Origin of the sequence: Mycolicibacterium novocastrense (assembly GCF_001570485.1) — a bacterium.
GTDB classification, from domain to species: Bacteria; Actinomycetota; Actinomycetes; order Mycobacteriales; family Mycobacteriaceae; genus Mycobacterium; species Mycobacterium novocastrense.
On the sequence record NZ_BCTA01000002.1, the window covers coordinates 117,211 to 135,258 of the forward strand.

Consider the following 18,048-nt stretch of genomic DNA (forward strand, 5'->3'; position numbering starts at 1 on the left):
CCTTTTCTCCTTCAGTTTCAGGTGACGGGCTGGACGCGGTCAGTCCAGGGCCGACAGCGCGGCGCGGGTGTCGAGGTCGATGAACGCGGCCGAATACCGTTGTGCCAGAGCTAAACAGATGTCCGCGCCCTGCCAGGCGTCGCCCCCGGAGAGGGTGGCCATCCAGATGGCCAGTCCGTGCGCGACCGACGCGCGGTAGCGCAGCCAGACCTCCTCGGCCGACGGAAGTTCGTCGGCGGGCAGCCTGAGCGCGGCCCGGTACTCGTCGAGCAGATCCCGCTCGGCTTTTCTGCGATCCTCGATCGTCAACGCACCCTGCACGAAGTAGCCCAGATCCAGCGACCAGTTGCCGCGTCGGGCCATCTGCCAGTCCAGGAACCCCACGTCGTCATCGGGCAGCACGTAGGTGTTTCCGATGTGCGGATCACCGTGCAGCAGGGTCTCGGGTGACTTCGAAGTTCCGGTGAGGGTGCCGATGTAACGGGCCCAGATGTCGACGAAAAGCTCTGTGCCGCTCATCTCGACGATCTCCGAAGAGACCGTCTTGCCCAGTCGCTCACGAGCGATGTCCAGCGGGGCGTGCTCGAGGCCTTCGAAAGCGACGAACGGCTCGAGCCAGTCGAGTGCCGGGTTCGCGGTCAGCCGCTCACCCCAGAACTGGCTGTGCATGCGCGCCAGCCCGCGGACGCCGTTGGCGACCTGCTCGACCGTCATCGGCCGGGTGGAGTCGCGTGGGTCGGCGCCGCGCGCGACGACGTCCTCCATGATCATCACGAAGTTCGAGCCGGGCTCGTCGATCAGCGCGGCGTAGACAGTCGGATGGTCCAGCGGCAGTGACACCCCCGAAGTGAAAAGCCGCGGTTCGTGGAACAGGCCGCTGGTGAGTGCGACGAGTTCGGCGTGGTCGGGGTCGACGGCCTTGGCGAACACTGTCGCCGGACCCGACCCCGCCGAATACCTCAGCGCCAGCCGCGCCCGGCGGTTGGTGCCGTCGTCGCGCAGCGCGACGCTGACGGTGTCGACGGTGGCGCCCGGGAAGTGCTTCCCGAGCACCGCCGTCATCCACCCCGGCGTCATCTCCTCCCAACTGCGCGGAAGCGACAGCTCGGCGGCGGTCATCTGCCGGGTCCCGTTACTTGAGGCAGCTGCCGCCGTCGACCGGCAGCGTCACGCCGGTGATGTAGCGGCTCTCGTCGGAGGCCAGGAACAGCACCGCGTTGGCGATGTCCTCGGGCTCCACCCAGCCGATCGGCAGCGTGTGCATCATCTGCGCAACGACCTTCATGTCGTCGGGGCCCGGGTTCTCCAGGTCGGGACGGAACAGCTTCATCGTGCCCTCGTTCATGTACAGCGGCGTGTTGACGTTGGTCGGATGCACGGAGTTGACCCGGATGTTCTGTGCGCCGAGCTCGACCGCGAACGTCCGCATCAGGCCCACCACACCGTGTTTCGCCGCGACGTAATGGCCCGTGTGCGGGTAGGCCTTCAGGCCGCCGACCGAACTGGTGAGAATGATCGAACCGCCGCGGCCACCGGCCAGGATGTGCGGGACACCGGCTTTGACGGTCTTCCAGACCCCGCCGAGGTTGACGTCGATCATGTCGGTCCAGTCACCTTCGCTGGTCTTGTCCAGCGTCGCGCCGCCGTTGCCGATGCCGGCGTTGGCGACGATGATGTCCAGCCGGCCGAGCTGTTCGACTCCGGTGTCGACCGCGGCCTTGAGCGCGTCGAAGTCGCGGACGTCGACCTCGGCGGTGTAGATGCGGCGGTTGAGGCCCTTCACCAGATCAGCGGTTTCCGCAAGGTCTTCGGGCGTCGACAGTGGAATCTGCACGCTGTCGATCTGCTTGCAGATGTCGACGGCGATGATGTCGGCGCCTTCCTGGGCCAGCCGTACGGCATGTGCGCGGCCCTGGCCGCGGGCGGCGCCGGTGATGAAAGCGACCTTGCCTTCAACGCGTCCGGTCATCGGTTACCTCAATTCGTTGTGGTTACAGGGGGTCTCGGTGCTATTTCGAGTTCACGAAGGTGGGCATGGATTCCCAGCCGCGGACCGCGGTGGTCTGCGACGGGCGCGCGTTGGGCCAGTCGACCTCCCAGGTCGGGAATCTCTTGAGGATTTCCTCGAGCGCGATCCGGCCCTCCAGTCGGGCGAGCGCGTTACCCATGCAGAAGTGAGTTCCGGCGCCGAAAGTCATGTGTGAGTGCAACTCTCGGTGGATATCGAAGACGTCGCCGTCCGGCGGGAAGCGGCGATGGTCGCGGTTGGCCGCACCCACCAGCATCAGCATGGCCGATCCCTCGGGGACCGTCTGGCCGTAGTACTCCACATCACGGGTCACGTAACGGGCGATCTGCAGCGCGGGCGGTTCCCAGCGCAGGATCTCTTCGATCGCCTGCGGAATGAGGCTCGGGTCTGCGGCCAACTCGACCCGCTGATCCGGGTAGTCGGCGAGCGTCTTTCCCGCCCAACCGATCAGGCGTGTCGTGGTTTCGCTGCCCGCGGTGGCGATGACCGTCAGGTACATCAGCAGTTCCTCACGGCGCAGCCTGCGACGGGTGCCGGTCTCGTCCTCGAACTCGGCATTGAGCAGGTCGGTCATGATGTCGTCGGACGGGTGCTCGGTGCGGTAGTCGATGAACTCGGCGAACACCTCGCCGGTGGCCAACAGATCGACCGAGTCGCTCTGCAGCGTCGCCTCGCCGTGCTCGGTGACGCGGCGTTGGTCGGCTTCCGGTATGCCCAGCAGCATTCCGATGACGCGCATCGGCATCTGCGCGCCGAGATCGTGGACGAAGTCGAACGTCTCCGTGCCGGTCAACGGGTCCAGGCAACGGGCGGTGAACTCGCGGATCTGAGGCTCCAGCGCCTGCACTTTGCGCGGGGTGAACACCCGGGACAGCAGGTTGCGGTGGATGTTGTGGATCGGCGGGTCTTCGAAAATCAGTGTGCCCGGGGGGATTTCCATGCCCGACTTGATGATCTCGAGCAACGCACCGCGACCAGAGATGAAGGTCTGGTGGTCGATGACGGCCTTGTTGACGTCCTCGAACCGGCTCAACGCGTAGAAGTCGTGCTTGTCGTTGTAGTACAGCGGGGCCTCTTCACGCAGACGCGCGAAGACCGCATAGGGGTTCATGTTGAGGTCGACGCTGTACGGGTCGTAGTACAACGCGTCTTGCTTCGCTTCGTGCACGTCGGGATTTTCAGCGCTGATCGTCACCGGATCGCCTCTCGCCGGTCAGGTCGCATAAGACAGTGGGCTGGCATTTGTCTCACAACTCTGGCATTCGCTCCGGAGGAGTGTCAATACGGGATTCAAAACGGAATATTTAAGCTCTTCGTTGGGAAGAATCCGATTCTCCACAGAGCGTGTCGGGCGCCCGTGGGTACAGCGCTGGGAGCCGAGAACGCGATTCTCGCGCCGGACGTGAGAACGAAGTTCTCCGCCTATTGGGCGGCAAAACCGTGCGAGACGAAGTCCCAGACCTCGTCGGCGGTGATCGGGTGGGTTGTGCCGTCCTCGGCACCGTTGGACTGCGCCACGAACATGACGGTCTGCATCGTCATGGCCGCCATCCGCTTCGGGTTGATGCCCTCCCGCAACTGGCCCGCCTCGCCGGCCTCTTCCATCAGCTCCGTCAGCAGCGCGAGCAGTGGTGCGTGCGCGACCTTGACCTCGGCGGGGTGCGAGAGCAGCAGTCGAGGCGCGAAGTCGGTGAACAGCGGGCGCTTGGCGGTCGGGTCCGGACGCGAGGATTCGAAGAGCAGCTGCACGGCGACCTTGAGTCGCTCGATCGGCTCGTCCTCGGTGGTGGTGGCGGCGCGGATCTGGTCGGCCGACCGGCTCAGTGCATCCTCGAAAAGCGCCAGCAGCAGCTCATGCTTACCGTCGAACTGCAGGTAGAAGCTGCGTAGCGACTGCCGCGAGCGGTCGACGACCTCTTGGACGGTGAAGTCGGTGCTGCCTTTTTCGATGATGATCGCCTGAGCGGCGTCCAGGAAGCGCTGCACGCGTTGCGCGGCCCGGAGCTTCGCCGTTTTGATCGACCGTTCGACCGCACGCTGCTTCCAGGCGGGCTCTTCGCTGGGGCTTGTCACCGGTGGCTCAGACGCCGGCCGGGTGGGGAGAACATGAACTGACTGTACCGGAGAACGTCTCGCCATTGCGGTCCTCGACCCCCTCGCGGCCAACGTGTCAGAGATTGTAACTTTCTCACGATGAGAATAGTATTCTCATTTTGGAGATAACAATAGTCCTACCAAAGATTTGATCCGGCGGGAGTCCCGTGCAGCTCACTTTCGATGCTGATGTCGAGGCGTTCCGCGCCGAATTCAACGCCTTCCTCGACGAACATCTTCCCTCCGATGACGTGGCGCTCGAGCGCTCGCGGTCCAGCAGCGACGTGCCGGGCTGGGCTCGAGACTGGCAGCGGCTGATGTTCGACCACGGCTGGCTGCTGCCCGGCTATCCGCCGGAATTCGGCGGGCGCAACGCGACGATCCTGCAGCAGTACGTCCATCAGCAGGAACTGGCACGTCGGCGCGTGTATTTGACCTACAACCCGCAGGGCGTGGGCATCATCTCTGCGTCGTTGATCTCGTTCGGCACGCCCGAACAACAGCGCCGTTGGGCGATCCCGATCCTGCGCGCCGAGATCACCGCGTCGCTCGGGATGAGCGAGCCGGGCGCCGGCTCGGATCTCGCGTCGCTGCGGACCGCCGCGGTGCAGGACGGGGACCACTTCGTCGTCAATGGGCAGAAGGTGTGGACCTCGGGGGCGCACGACGCCGACGTCCTGCTGACTTTCGTTCGTACCGATCCGAAGGCGCCCAAGCACAAGGGCATCAGCGTGCTGATGATCCCGACGGACCTGCCGGGCGTGGTGCGGCGCCCGTTCGCGTCGCTGTGTGACGCCGATGACCTCGATTTCAACGAGGTCTTCTTCAACGACGTGCGGGTGCCCGCGGAGAATTTGATCGGACCGCTGAACGAGGGTTGGCGGGTCGCCAACGGTTCGCTCGGGCATGAGCGAAACATGTTGTGGCTCAGCTATGCGGACCGCCTGCAGGAGCTGGTCGAGGATTTCCGTCCCACCTCCGCACTCGATCGCGACCGGTACGCCGGGCTGGTGATGGACAACCAGGCGCTGCGCCTGCTCGGTTCGGTGGCACTCGCGCGTGCCGCCCGCGGCGATGAGGATGTGCCCGCTCTGTCGGTGCTCAAACTCCTCGGCTCGGAGGCGTCGCAGTCGGCGGCCGAGTACGCGGTGGACGCGGCGGGGGTCGACGCGTTGGCCCATCCGACGTTCTCGGGGCCCTACAGCGCACAGCATCTCGAGCTGTACCGGTGCGGCTGGTTCGAGCGGTACGTTCGCACATTCGGCGGCACGATTGCCGGCGGCACCTCAGAGATCCAACGCAACATCATCGCCCAGCGACTGCTGGGACTGCCGCGAAACTAGAAGGGCTGCACCATGTACATCGAATACGAGGTCGCCGACCGCATCGCGACCATCACGTTGAACCGGCCCGAGGCCGCCAACGCCCAGAACCCGGAACTGCTCGACGAACTCGACGGGGCGTGGACCCGCGCGGCAGAGGATCCCGAGGTGTCGGTGATCGTGTTGCGCGCCAACGGGAAGCACTTCTCGGCCGGGCACGACCTGCGCGGCGGGGGACCGGTACCGGACAAGATCACGCTGGAATTCATCATCCAGCATGAAGCGAAGCGCTATCTGGAGTACACGCTGCGCTGGCGCAATGTGCCCAAGCCCTCGATCGCCGCGGTGCAGGGGCGCTGCATCTCCGGTGGGCTGCTGTTGTGCTGGCCGTGCGATCTGATCATCGCGGCCGACGACGCCCAGTTCTCCGACCCGGTGGTGCTGATGGGCATCGGCGGTGTCGAATACCACGGCCACACATGGGAACTCGGGCCGCGCAAGGCCAAGGAGATCCTGTTCACCGGCCGCGCGATGACGGCCGAGGAGGTCGCTGCCACCGGCATGGTGAACAAAGTGGTGCCGCGCGATCAGCTCGACTCGGAAACCAGGGCGATGGCCGAACAGATCGCGAAGATGTCACCGTTTGCGCTGCGCCAGGCCAAACGTGCGGTGAACCAGACGCTCGACGTGCAGGGGTTCTACGCCGCCATCCAGTCGGTGTTCGACATCCACCAGACCGGCCACGGCAACGCGCTCAGCGTCGGCGGATGGCCGGTGCTGGTGAACCTCGACGAGATGAAGGCCAGCATCCAGTAATTCCTTGTTGGCGCGAGCGTGCGTGTCTGCGCGCGACACACAGCCAGATTTCGACACTTTGCGCGCGCTCACGCGGCGCGAGCGTGACGGAGCTGTCGGTCGATCCTGCCTACGAAGTCCGCCGCCCGGTGCCGCACGTCGTCTGAGACGATCGCGATGACGGTCCAGCCGACGTCCTGCAGGGCGAGTTGGCGTCGGCGGTCATTGCGCAGCACGTCGGGATCGGTGTGCCAATCGATGCCGTCGTACTCGACCGCGACATGACAATCCGGCCATGCGAAGTCGAGACGTCGCAGTTGTCCGTTGCCGTCGACGACCTCGTACTGCAGTTCGGGCATCGGCAATCCACCGTCGATCATTGCCAGCCGCGCTTCACTTTCCATCGGGGATTCGGCGCGTCCGTCGGCGAGAGGAAGTAGGTCGCGCACCGCGACAATGCCGCGCCGGCCGGCCTGTCGAATTGCCGCGCGCCACAACTCAGCCCGGGTGCATGTGCCGGAGCGGAGCGCGGCATCGAGCGTTGCGAGTGCGCGGGGCCGTCGCAAAGCGCGGGCCACTTCGATCGCGGTCCATGCCGGTGACGTCGCGATCCGGTCGGCGGTGTGGACCAGCGGTGCGCCTTTCCGGCGGTGCACGACAAGACCGTCGGCCGGGCGCAGCTGGTGGCCGGGGGGATTGAGAACGTGAAGTGCGGGAGGCCCTTCGGTGTCAAAGCCGAACAGGGCCGCGGCGGTCGACAGGCACACCGGTACCGTCGTGCCACACGACAGGTCCAGTCCGCGCAGCCGTAGCTCGTCCGTTGGCTCTCCGAGACAGTAGATCCCGTGCCAGATTCGCTCGAGATACTTGGCTTTCAGCACTGATTCGAATGTGTATCTCGGAATGATCGCCAGGATCTGGGCGCTGGTCGCCACGCCACCTTGCTCGTCGAACAACTGCCTCAGGGCGGTATCCATGGCGGCAATCCTCGCGCCGACGCGTCAACAGCTCGGACGCAAAGAACACCGTCTGTGGATGAAACCGCCTTTGTGCACAGTCGGTGGCGCCGAACGCGCGCAAAGTGTTGATATTCCGCGGCGTGTCGTGTGCAAACACGCACGCTCGCGCCAAAAGGAGGGGGAGCTCGCGGAATGAACTAGAGGTGGGCGAGGCGGGGGACCGAGCCTCTTGCCCGCAGGCCGGCTCCGGCTCTCTTGGTGAGTTCGCGTGAGCTGCCGAGCAATCCGTCCAGCACCAGGGCCCGTTTGATGTGCCGGTGCAGATCATGTTCGGCGGTGAAGCCGATGCCGCCGAGCACCTGCTGGCAGTGCTTGGCCGCCGTCATCGCCGCCTTGCCCGCGGCCGCCTTGGCCAGCATCGCCGTGAGGTCCGCGCTTTCCGTACCGGGCAGACCCAGCGTCGCCTCGGCGCCTTCGATCGCTACGAGCGTCTCGGCCAACCGGTGCCGGATGGCCTGGAACGACGCGATCGGCTTACCGAACTGGACGCGGTCCAACGCGTGCTGACGGGCCAGTGCGAGCATTCCGCGTGCGGATCCGACCAGCCACCAGCCCACCGCGCGACGCGCCTCGCCCATTCGCATCAACTCGCCGTCGGGCACCCGGCGCAACGGCAGGTCACCCAGCGTCGGCTCGGTGTTGGCCGTGCGCTCCCAGACCACCCAGCTGCCGCCGGTGTAGGGCATCGGCGGTGTACCACCGGGCAGGCCGCCGATGGTCTCCAACAGCACATCGTTGAGAACCGAAGCGTGCGAACCGGTTTCGCCTAGCAGGCGGAACACCAGCGGAATCGCCTGGTCGGGCGCGTCCGCCAGCATCTCGGCCCAGCCCAGCTCCGCCAGCGCCGCGTCCAGCTCGGCTCCCGAGGCGGACAGCATCGTCTTGCGCAGGGTGTCTTCGAGCATCGCCAGTGATTCGGCGTCCAAACCGGATTCCACTCCTCACTCCTTACCGAGATCGAGCAGGCGACGGGCGATGATGTTGCGTTGCACCTCGGCGGTGCCGCCGTAGATGCTCGCGGCCCGCGAATACAGGTACTCGGTCCGCCATACGTTGTCTTCGAGTTCGATGCGCCCCGGCAACAGGTCGCGCACGGTGTCGTAGAGCCGCTGCTCGGCGCCCGCCAGCAACACCTTGTCGATCGAGGTGTCCGCACCCAGTTTCTGTCCCTCGCCCAGCCGGTGCTGGGTCGCGCGCGAACGGCAGCGCAACGTGTGCAGCGCCAGGTACACCTCGCCGAGATCCGAATCTGAGGCGGTGCCAAGTCCTTTGACTTCGTTGACGAGGTCGTCGAACCGCGAGTACAGGTAGGCGATGCGCTGCCAGAAGCAGGTGGAACGCTCGTAGGGGAGCAGGTCCATCGCCAGTTTCCAACCGTCTCCGGGGTTGCCCAGCATGCGATCCGCGGGCACCACGACGTCGTCGAAGTACACCTCGCAGAACTCATCGACGTCATGCATGGTGCGCAGCGGCCGCACCGAGACACCCGGGGAGTCGAGGTCGACGAAGAATGCGGTGATCGCCTCGTGGTTGGGCGTATTCGCGTCACCGGTGCGGGTGAGCAGGATGCAGCGGGTGGCGTACTGGGCGAAGCTGGTCCACACCTTCTGGCCGTTGACCACCCAGTTGTCGCCCTGTGGCACAGCGCGGGTGGTCAACGACGCCAGGTCGCTGCCCGAACCGGGTTCGGAAAAACCCTGACACCACGACTCTTCACCCGAGAGCAGCCGCGGCACCATCTCAGCGGCCAGTTCCGGCCGGGCGTAGTCGATCATGGTCGGCGTGAGCACGTCGAGCATCGAATACGGTCCCGGGTGGTCGAGACCGCGTCCGACGACCTCCTCGCCGACGATGGCGCGCAGGATATCGGGTCCGCCGAGCCCGCCGGCCGACTCCGGCCAGCCGTAACGCATCCAGTCGGCGTCGTACAGCGCCTTGAGCACCCGCAGGTGCTGGGCTTGATGCGCGTCGAGCGAATGGTCGTCGGTGAGCGGGGTCAGTTCACCGGAATCGAATCTGGCGTCCAGCCATTCCCGCAGCCTGGTACGGAATGTGGCGGGCTCGAAGAGGTCGTCACTCATCCAGCTTCGGGCCTCCCGATCGCGTGTGGGCGGCCGGAGTCGTGGTCACCGCTGCGCCGAATGAACGTCATGGCACGGGTTTTCAGCCGCCAGCCGTCATCGGTGCGGACGTAGGTGTCGTTGTAGTAGCCGATGCGCATGTCGTGTTTGGAGTGCTCGATGAAGCACAGCGGCTGGGTCCCCGACGCCTTGTCGGGGTCGTCCGGATCCAGATGCACCAGTGACGTGCCGGTCATGAACAGACCCTTGGGCGCGGCTTCGACGAGTTCGGGGAAGCGGTTCAGCGTGTACGTGGAGCCGAACGCGCTGTACGTCCCGTCCGGGGTGAACACCGAAGTCAGCCCCTCGATATCGCCCTGGGTGATGGTGACGGCGTACTTGGCCAGCAGCTGCTGGATCTCGACGAGGTCGTCAGTTCGAGTCATGTCGGAAGACCTTACCGCCCTTCATTACAAAACTGACATCGCGTGTAACACTGATATCGACGAGGGGATCCCCGGGCACCGCGATGATGTCCGCGAGGTACCCCTCGGCGATGCGGCCCAGGTCGCTTCTGTCGATCAGATCGGCGGCGACGACGGTGGCCGCGCGCAACACGGCCGCGGGTGGCATACCCCAATCCACCAACGTGACGAGCTCGTCGGCGTTCTTGCCGTGGGGGATCGCCGGGGCATCGGTGCCGACGGCGATCTTCACGCCTGCCTCGTAAGCGGCCTTGATGGATGTGCGCGCCTTCGGAAACATCTCGGCGGCCTTGTCCTGCAGGGCTTTCGGAGCACGGGACACATCCATGGCCTCGGCGAGGCGGCGCGTGGTCACGAGCCACCGGTCGTTGTCGACGAGCATCTGGATGGCTTCGTCGTCCATCAGGAAGCCGTGCTCGATGCAGTCGATACCGCACGCGACGGCGTGCTTGACCGCCTCGGCTCCGTGGGTGTGCGCGGCCACCTTCAAGCCACGCCGGTGCGCCTCGTCGACGATGGCCCGCAGTTCCTCATCCGAATAGTGTTGCGCGCCAGCCTCTCCGGTCAACGACATCACACCGCCGGACACGCAGACCTTGATGAGCTGCGCGCCGTGCTTGATCTGGTAGCGCACCGCCTTGCGGATCTCGTCGACGCCGTTGGCGATGCCCTCCTCGATGGTCAGCTCCAGTGCGCCGGGCATGAATGCGGCGAACATCGTCGGGTCGAGGTGGCCGCCGGTCGGGGTGATCGCGTGACCGGCCGGGATCACCCGCGGACCGTCGATCCAGCCCGCGTCGATCGCCTTGCCCAACGCGACGTCGAGCAGGTACCCGCCGGTCTTGACGAACAACCCGAGGTTGCGAACCGTGGTGAAACCGGCCCGCAATGTGCGCCGGGCATTGCCGACGGCCCGCAGCACCCGCGTCGCGGGATCGTCTTGGACCTGGGATAGGCCGGGGTTCTCGCCCCGGCCACCCATTAGGAGGTTGACCTCCATGTCCATCAGGCCGGGCAGCAGGATGGCGTCACCGAGATCGATGACCTCACCCTCGCCGTCGGCCGCACCGCCGAGGCCGACGATGCGGTCGCCGTCGATCCGAACGATGCCCGGCCGGACGATCTGTCCGGCGTCGACGTCGAGCAGACCCGCCGCTTTGAGGGTCAGCACTCCTAAACCACCGGCTCCTTGATGAGCTTGATATATGCGGCGCCGCTGTCGAGTACGCGGGGCTGCTTCCACACCTCAACGGGGAAGCTCACCATGACGATCGACTGACCGAGGTGCACCAGCGCCTTGGCATCGTCCGGCATCCCCTTGAGCGGGAAGCGGGCGTCGACGTAGACCATGATGTCCTCGAGCCTAGCCATGCCCGCGTCGTACAGTTCCTGCATCTCTTCCATCGTGGAGTTCAGCCGCTTCTGGTAACGCTCCTCCTCGGTGGGCAGGCACCAGTCGCTGAACCGCTCGAGGTCCGCGAACTCCTCAGGCAGCTTAGACATTTGCTCCCTCCTTATGGGTCTTGGCGTGAGCTGCGCCGTTCGCCCCGGCGCGATTTCCGCTCGCCAGCGACTCCTTGTACCGATCGACGTACTTGTGGGCGGTGTGGTGCAGGTGTCGCAGCAGGATTTCCTGGTCGCACAGCGGGAAGTCGAGAACGGCACGGGTGCCGATCTGCGTCTGCGTGGCTTCCAGTGTGTTGGCGTCCTGGAACGCGTACTCCTTGAACGTCACCGCGGCCAATTCTTGAGAGAGCCGCTCGCGCAGGTTCTTTGGTGGCACGAAGTACAGGTCCGCCTCGAAGATGTGGGTGTCCACACCAGTCGGCCAGTAGTTGTACGTCAGATACCAACCCGGCACCCAGAAGAGCAGCGTGAAGTTCGGGAAGAACTCGAATGAGTCTTGGCCCCACGTCGCATGACGGCCGGGATTGATCGCCGGTGGTAGTTCGTCGGGCAGGATGCCCTTGATGTCGGGGCGATCCCACGGCCCGAACAGGCCGCTGTGCAGAATGCGCTCGATGGGTTTGACCATCTTCAGGTCCTTCGGCGGGCTCATGCCACCCCAGGACGAGATCATCGAATGATCACCCTTGATGTCGTAGTGCAGCGCCTCGAAGCCGAATTTGGCCAGCTTCTCGGCCTCCTCCTTCTCCGCCTGCTTCATGTGCAGGATCGGCGCGTGGTAGAACTCGACGAATGCGTCGATGAACAGCTTCCAGTTCGACTTGATCTCTGCGCGGTAGCTGTAGTGCTCGGTCATCTCATGGAAGGGATAACCCTTCAGTCCCTGCCCGAACTCGCCCAGATACTCCTCGAGCGAGACCGCGTCGTCGTCGAAGTTGACGAAGATGAAGCCCTCCCATACCTCGCAGCGCACCGGCTTGAGTGGGTAGTCGGCCTTATCGATATCGAAGAACTCTTGCTCCTGCTGAATGAACGTCAGGTCGCCCTTGAGGTTGTAGCGCCAGGCGTGGTACTTGCACACGAACTGACGGCAGGTGCCCGAGACTTCTTCGCCGGGATAGTCGTTCCACACCAGCTTGTTGCCGCGATGGCGGCACAGGTTATAGAAGGCGCGGATCTCATCGCCATCGTTGACGATGACGATCGATGTGCCCGGGCCGACCGACGGCAGCTCACGGGTGATGTAACTGCCCTTCTTGGGAATCAGCTCGATCCGGCCCATCTGCAGCCAAGTCTTGCGGAAGATGGCCTGCTGCTCCAGCTTCCAGTGCTCGGGATCGATCGAGTCCTCGTAGTTGACCGGAGCGGTACCGAGTTCAGGCCAGTGCTCGGTCCAGCTGCCCTCGGCTGGTTTGGGGAAAAACGCCACGGTTATCTACCTCTCTGCGAGATTTTCGGTGTCTGGTTCTACGCCGAAAGTGTTGATGGCCATGGCGAGTGCGCCATAGCAGCCGATGGTGAAGACGAGGTCCATCAGTTGACGTTCCTCGAGGTGTTCGGACAATGCGGCCCACGTTGCGTCGGAGATGGTGGCGTGGGCTTGGAGGTCGTCGACCGCATGCAGTACGGCCCGGTCGAGTTCATCTGATGCCTCGCCGCGCTGGAGGGCGTCGATGACGTCGTCCGTCAGGCCTTCGTCGCGGCCCATCTCGACGTGGTGCCGCCACTCGTATTCGCAATTGGTCAGATGTGCGACGCGCAGCACCGCCAACTCCCGCAACCGCGGCGGCAGCGTCGACCCGTAGAGCAGGTGGAAGTTGAACCGCAGGAAGGCGCGGGTCAGCTTCGGATGGCGGACCATCGTCGCCAGCAGGTTGCCCGCCAGTTCGGGATTGCGCCGTTCGGGAGACATGTTGGACAGGGCCTCGTAGACGGCTTCGTCCCACTCCTGCGCGGGTAGCGGCGGCACGCGCAAGGCGCCTCCTTCCGGTGTGCTCTCGGTGATGAGAATCAGGTTCTCATATTTCGCCAATAGATTTCCACCTTTCGCGCCGATGGTCAATGCGGGACGTCATCGACGGTGGTCACGGGGGTGTCTCGCGGAGGCCAACTGCCCTGACAGGAGGGCATAGGGTGGCTTTCGGACATTGATTCTCGTAGGGTGAGAAGATAGTTTCCTCACATTGAGCAAGGTCCTGATAGCTAGCCTCGGGGGACGCGACGAAAGGAACGGGCATGAACAAGGACGAGATGATCTTGATCAGCGTTGATGATCACATCGTCGAACCGCCCGATATGTTCAAGAATCATCTGCCCAAGAAGTACATCGATGAGGCGCCGCGGTTGGTGCACAACCCGGATGGGTCGGATACCTGGCAGTTCCGCGACACGGTGATCCCGAATGTGGCGCTCAATGCGGTGGCGGGGCGCCCCAAGGAGGAGTACGGGCTGGAGCCGCAGGGTCTGGATGAGATCCGCCCGGGCTGTTGGCAGGTTGATGAGCGGGTCAAGGACATGAACGCCGGCGGCATCCTGGGTTCGATGTGTTTTCCGTCGTTTCCCGGTTTTGCGGGTCGGTTGTTTGCCACTGAGGATCAGGAGTTCTCGCTGGCATTGGTGAAGGCCTACAACGACTGGCACGTCGAGGAGTGGTGTGGGGCCTATCCGGCGCGGTTCATCCCGATGACGCTGCCGGTGATCTGGGATCCGGTCGAGTGCGCCAAGGAGATCCGGCGCAACGCTGAGCGCGGTGTGCATTCGTTGACGTTCAGCGAGAACCCGGCGGCCATGGGGTATCCGAGTTTTCATGACTTCGAGCATTGGAAGCCGATGTGGGATGCGCTGGTGGACACCGAAACCGTGCTCAACGTGCACATCGGTTCCTCGGGCCGGTTGGCGATCACCGCCCCGGATGCGCCGATGGATGTGATGATCACCTTGCAGCCGATGAACATCGTGCAAGCCGCCGCGGACCTGTTGTGGTCGCGCCCGATCAAGGAGTACCCGACGCTTAAGATCGCGCTGTCCGAAGGCGGTACGGGCTGGATTCCGTACTTTTTGGAGCGGGTGGATCGCACCTTTGAGATGCATTCGACGTGGACGGGTCAGGACTTCGGCGGCAAGCTGCCCAGTGAGGTGTTCCGTGAGCACTTCTTGACCTGTTTCATCGCCGATCCGGTGGGGGTGGCCACCCGCAATGCGATCGGCATCGACAACATCTGCTGGGAGGCCGATTACCCGCACAGCGACTCGATGTGGCCCGGGGCTCCCGAGCAGCTCGACGAGGTACTCACCGCCAACAATGTGCCCGACGACGAGATCAACAAGATGACCTTCGAGAACGCGATGCGCTGGTATCACTGGGACCCGTTCACCCACATGACGCGCGAACAGGCCACCGTGGGTGCCCTGCGCAAGGCCGCCGAAGGACACGACGTCTCCATCCAAGCCCTGTCAAAGAAGGAAAAGACCGGCGCGTCGTTCGCGGACTTCGCGGCCAGCGCCAAGCAGGTGTCCGGCAACACGGACTGAGAGGTCTGCAAGTATCGGGAGGTCCGGCCACGGGGTCGGAAGCAGCGTCTTCGAGTGCGCCGGTGCGGAAGCTGCGTTCACGCGCCGGCGCACTGTTCTGCGGAACGATGACAAGAGGAGAACCACCGTGCCTGGCGGGATGAGTTTCGAGCTGACCGAGGACCAGGAGCTGATCCGCAAGTCCGTTCGTGAGTTGGCGAGCAAGTTCGACGACCACTACTGGATGGAAAAGGATCTCGCACACGAGTTCCCGCGGGAGTTCTACGACGCGATCGCCAAGGGCGGCTGGCTCGGCATGACCATCCCCGAGGAGTACGGCGGGCACGGTCTGGGCATCACCGAGGCCACGCTGTTGCTCGAAGAGGTGTCGCGCTCCGGGGCCGCGATGAACGGTGCCAGCGCCATTCACCTGTCGATCTTCGGGATGCAGCCCGTCGTCAAGCACGGCTCCGACGAGCTCAAGGCCGAGACGCTGCCGCGCATCGTCAACGGTGATCTGCACGTCTGCTTCGGCGTCACCGAACCCGGTGCGGGGCTGGACACCTCGCGCATCACCACCTTCGCCAAGCGGGAAGGCGACAAGTACCGGATCAACGGCCGCAAGGTCTGGATCTCCAAAGCGCTGGAGTCCGAGAAGATCCTGCTGCTGACCAGGACTGTGCCTTTTGACGAGGTCACCAAGAAGACCGACGGGATGACGCTGTTCCTGACCGACCTCGATCCCGACCACGTCGACATCCGGCCGATCAAGAAGATGGGACGCAACGCGGTCAGCTCCAACGAGGTGTTCATCGACGACCTGATGGTGCCCGTCGAGCACCGCGTCGGAGAAGAAGGCAAGGGCTTCAAGTACATCCTCGACGGCCTCAACCCCGAGCGGATGCTGATCGCGGCCGAGGCGCTGGGCATCGGCCGGGTGGCGTTGGAGAAGGCCGTGAAGTACGGCAACGAGCGGCATGTGTTCAACCGGCCGATCGGCATGAACCAGGGCCTGCAGTTCCCGCTGGCCGACTCGCTGGCCCGGCTCGACGCGGCCGAGTTGGTGTTGCGCAAGGCCACCTGGCTCTATGACAACGGCAAACCGTGTGGGCGCGAAGCCAATACGGCCAAATACCTGTGCGCCGACGCCGGCTTCGGCGCCGCCGACCGGGCCCTGCAATTGCACGGAGGCATGGGCTATTCCGAGGAGTATCACGTCTCCCGCTACTTCCGCGAGTCGCGGCTGATGAAGATCGCGCCCGTGAGCCAGGAGATGATCCTCAACTTCCTCGGCGAGCATGTCCTCGGACTGCCGCGCAGCTACTGACGGAGGAGCACGACTACCGATGGTGAACTATTTCGACCTGTCCGGCCGTTCTGCGCTGGTGACCGGCGCCGCGGGCGGCATCGGCTCGGCCGTCGCACAGGCGCTCGCCGACGCGGGCGCCGCGGTCCTCGTCACCGACCTGGACAAGGACGCCGCAGCCGCTGTCGCCGAACGGATTTCAGCCGGCGGCGGCCGTGCGGAGTCCGCCGCGCTGGACGTCTCCGACCGGGACTCCGCCGACGCGGCGGCCGCGCAGGCGGCGGCGCTGACCGACGGCGCCCTACACATCCTGATCAACAACGCGGGCGTCACCAAGCCCGCGATGTTCGAGAAGACGACGCAGGAGTCGTTCCGGCTGTTGTTCGACATCCACGTGATGGGCGCGTTCAACGTCACCCAGGCCGCGCTGCCGCACATCCCGACCGACGGCACCGGCCGTATCGTCAACGTCACCTCGGCGGCCGGGCTGACCGGCACGCTGGGCCAGGTCAACTACTCGGCGGCCAAGGCGGGCATCATCGGGTTCACCAAATCCCTTGCGCGCGAACTGGCGACCAAGAAGATCATGGTCAACGCGCTGGCGCCGCTGGCCGCGACGCCGATGACCGAGACGATCCGCACCAATGAGAAGTTCTCGGCGAACATGATGAACCGGATCCCGATGAAGCGGTGGGCGGACCCGGAGGAGGTCGCGGGCGCGTTCGTGTTCATGGCGTCCGATGCCGCGTCCTACATCACCGGACAGGTGCTGCCGGTCGACGGCGGAATGGTCATGTGAGCGCCCCAGCGCCACTGAGCGGCGTCACGGTCGTCGCGATGGAGCAGGCCGTGGCCGCGCCGATGTGCACCCGGGTGCTCGCCGACTTCGGGGCCCGCGTGATCAAGGTGGAGAACCCCAACGGCGGCGATTTCGCCCGCGACTACGACGACGTCGTTAACGGGCCCGGTGGTTTGGCCGCGCACTTCGTCTGGGCCAACCGCGGCAAGGAGTCGGTGACGCTGAACACCAAAGCGCCCGAGGGTATCGACCTTCTGCACCGCCTGTTGGACCGGGCGGACGCGTTCGTGTCGAACCTCGCGCCGGGTGCCACCGCGCGGATGGGCTTGGCTCCCAGTGACCTCGCGACGCGTCATCCCAACGTGATTCCGGTCGAGATCGACGGTTACGGCCCCGGCGGTCCGATCTCCCACAAGCGTGCCTACGACCTTCTCGTGCAGGCGGAGTCGGGATCGTGCGCGGTCACGGGCTACCCGGGGATGCCGGCCAAACCGGGACCCGCGATGGCCGATTTCTCGACGGGCCTGTACGCGGCGATCTCCATCCTGGCGCTTCTGGTCGGACGAGGCAGGGGCAATGCCGGGGCCGCGAGCCAGTCGGTTGCGCTGAGCCTGTTCGACGTGATGACCGACGTGATGGGTTATCAGTTGACATACACCCAGCATTCGGGCATCGACCAGGAACCGCTCGGCGTCGGCTCACCCGCCGTCGCGCCGTACGGGGCGTTTCCGACGCGCGACGGTCAGACGGTGGTGCTCGGCACGACCAACGACCGGGAGTGGCAGCGGGTGGCCCGCGAGATCATCGACCGCCCCGACCTCGCCGAGGATCCCCGCTTCGCCACCAACCCTGACCGCTGCGCCCACCGCGAGATCTTGGAGGAAGCCATCGGATCGTGGTGTGCCCAGCGTGATCTCGCCGAGATCCAGAAGATCGCCGACGACGCCGGGATCGGCAACTCGCGGTACAACCTGCCCAGCGAGGTCGTCGCACACCCCCACCTCACCGCTCGGGACCGGTGGCGCACTGTCGCCACCCCCAAGGGTGACATCCGCGCGCTGCGCCCCCCGCCGGTGATCACCGGCTTCGAGCAACCGATGGGAGCGGTACCCGGTTTGGGCCAGCACACCGATGCCGTGCTGGGTGAATTAGGGCTGACGGCAGAGGATCTCGCGCGGCTACGTGCCGACGGAGTGATCGGGCCCGCGTACCAGTGAGCGAT

Annotated in this window: 18 protein-coding genes; 6 read left to right on the forward strand and 12 right to left on the reverse strand. The window is 65.0% G+C overall.

Annotation, left to right across the window (positions count from 1 at the left end; genetic code table 11):
* Positions 1–39 precede the first annotated feature (39 nt).
* From RMCN_RS00750 to RMCN_RS00765, 4 genes are all read right to left on the reverse strand, one after another.
* Positions 40–1,119 (reverse strand): phosphotransferase, encoded by a 1,080-nt coding sequence (locus RMCN_RS00750; protein WP_067386525.1) that lies wholly within the window; start codon positions 1,117–1,119, stop codon positions 40–42.
* A gap of 13 nt (positions 1,120–1,132) precedes the next feature.
* Positions 1,133–1,969, reverse strand: coding sequence for a mycofactocin-coupled SDR family oxidoreductase (locus RMCN_RS00755; protein ID WP_064424515.1), 837 nt, complete (start codon positions 1,967–1,969; stop codon positions 1,133–1,135).
* Positions 1,970–2,009: 40 nt separating this feature from the next.
* The gene (locus RMCN_RS00760; RefSeq protein WP_234787533.1) at positions 2,010–3,140 is read right to left on the reverse strand and encodes a cytochrome P450; all 1,131 of its coding nucleotides are present in this window, start codon (positions 3,138–3,140) and stop codon (positions 2,010–2,012) included.
* A gap of 311 nt (positions 3,141–3,451) precedes the next feature.
* Complete coding sequence (locus RMCN_RS00765; RefSeq protein WP_082680964.1) at positions 3,452–4,168, reverse strand: TetR/AcrR family transcriptional regulator; 717 nt, start codon at positions 4,166–4,168, stop codon at positions 3,452–3,454.
* 122 nt (positions 4,169–4,290) lie between these two features.
* Here RMCN_RS00765 and RMCN_RS00770 point away from each other — a divergent pair, with 122 nt between their 5' ends.
* Both RMCN_RS00770 and RMCN_RS00775 read left to right on the forward strand, forming a co-directional pair.
* On the forward strand, positions 4,291–5,466 hold the full coding sequence (locus RMCN_RS00770) for an acyl-CoA dehydrogenase family protein (protein ID WP_067386530.1): 1,176 nt from the start codon (positions 4,291–4,293) through the stop codon (positions 5,464–5,466).
* 12 nt (positions 5,467–5,478) lie between these two features.
* A complete protein-coding gene (locus RMCN_RS00775; protein ID WP_064346535.1) occupies positions 5,479–6,261 on the forward strand; it encodes an enoyl-CoA hydratase in 783 nt (260 codons plus the stop codon).
* A 68-nt stretch (positions 6,262–6,329) separates the two neighbouring features.
* Here the strand turns inward: RMCN_RS00775 and RMCN_RS00780 are convergent, their stop codons facing one another.
* The 8 genes from RMCN_RS00780 to RMCN_RS00815 all read right to left on the reverse strand — a co-directional run bounded on the left by RMCN_RS00780 (position 6,330) and on the right by RMCN_RS00815 (position 13,186).
* Complete coding sequence (locus RMCN_RS00780; protein WP_067386532.1) at positions 6,330–7,217, reverse strand: type IV toxin-antitoxin system AbiEi family antitoxin; 888 nt, start codon at positions 7,215–7,217, stop codon at positions 6,330–6,332.
* 179 nt (positions 7,218–7,396) lie between these two features.
* Complete coding sequence (locus RMCN_RS00785; protein WP_064346555.1) at positions 7,397–8,164, reverse strand: acyl-CoA dehydrogenase family protein; 768 nt, start codon at positions 8,162–8,164, stop codon at positions 7,397–7,399.
* A gap of 36 nt (positions 8,165–8,200) precedes the next feature.
* The gene (locus RMCN_RS00790) at positions 8,201–9,340 is read right to left on the reverse strand and encodes an acyl-CoA dehydrogenase family protein (protein ID WP_067386534.1); all 1,140 of its coding nucleotides are present in this window, start codon (positions 9,338–9,340) and stop codon (positions 8,201–8,203) included.
* Entirely contained in the window at positions 9,337–9,765 is a 429-nt protein-coding gene (locus RMCN_RS00795) for a nuclear transport factor 2 family protein (protein ID WP_064346538.1), read from the reverse strand. Before RMCN_RS00795 ends, RMCN_RS00790 begins: the two co-directional genes overlap by 4 nt.
* Positions 9,752–10,975 carry a metal-dependent hydrolase family protein gene (locus tag RMCN_RS00800; RefSeq protein WP_067386536.1) on the reverse strand — a complete coding sequence of 408 codons (1,224 nt, stop codon included), beginning with the start codon at positions 10,973–10,975 and terminating at the stop codon, positions 9,752–9,754. Before RMCN_RS00800 ends, RMCN_RS00795 begins: the two co-directional genes overlap by 14 nt.
* Before the next feature lie 2 nt (positions 10,976–10,977).
* Positions 10,978–11,307 carry a hypothetical protein gene (locus RMCN_RS00805; protein WP_067386538.1) on the reverse strand — a complete coding sequence of 110 codons (330 nt, stop codon included), beginning with the start codon at positions 11,305–11,307 and terminating at the stop codon, positions 10,978–10,980.
* Positions 11,300–12,640, reverse strand: coding sequence for an aromatic ring-hydroxylating oxygenase subunit alpha (locus RMCN_RS00810; RefSeq protein ID WP_067386540.1), 1,341 nt, complete (start codon positions 12,638–12,640; stop codon positions 11,300–11,302). The genes RMCN_RS00805 and RMCN_RS00810 overlap by 8 nt, the downstream gene beginning before the upstream one ends.
* A gap of 6 nt (positions 12,641–12,646) precedes the next feature.
* The gene (locus RMCN_RS00815) at positions 12,647–13,186 is read right to left on the reverse strand and encodes a carboxymuconolactone decarboxylase family protein (RefSeq protein ID WP_067386883.1); all 540 of its coding nucleotides are present in this window, start codon (positions 13,184–13,186) and stop codon (positions 12,647–12,649) included.
* 260 nt (positions 13,187–13,446) lie between these two features.
* Between RMCN_RS00815 and RMCN_RS00820 the strand changes: the two genes are divergently transcribed.
* From RMCN_RS00820 to RMCN_RS00835, 4 genes are all read left to right on the forward strand, one after another.
* Positions 13,447–14,742 (forward strand): amidohydrolase family protein, encoded by a 1,296-nt coding sequence (locus RMCN_RS00820; RefSeq protein WP_067386543.1) that lies wholly within the window; start codon positions 13,447–13,449, stop codon positions 14,740–14,742.
* 139 nt (positions 14,743–14,881) lie between these two features.
* On the forward strand, positions 14,882–16,048 hold the full coding sequence (locus tag RMCN_RS00825; RefSeq protein ID WP_064350243.1) for an acyl-CoA dehydrogenase family protein: 1,167 nt from the start codon (positions 14,882–14,884) through the stop codon (positions 16,046–16,048).
* A gap of 19 nt (positions 16,049–16,067) precedes the next feature.
* Positions 16,068–16,826 carry an SDR family NAD(P)-dependent oxidoreductase gene (locus RMCN_RS00830; protein WP_064414599.1) on the forward strand — a complete coding sequence of 253 codons (759 nt, stop codon included), beginning with the start codon at positions 16,068–16,070 and terminating at the stop codon, positions 16,824–16,826.
* Entirely contained in the window at positions 16,823–18,043 is a 1,221-nt protein-coding gene (locus RMCN_RS00835) for a CaiB/BaiF CoA transferase family protein (RefSeq protein ID WP_082950697.1), read from the forward strand. The genes RMCN_RS00830 and RMCN_RS00835 overlap by 4 nt, the downstream gene beginning before the upstream one ends.
* Positions 18,044–18,048 lie beyond the last annotated feature (5 nt).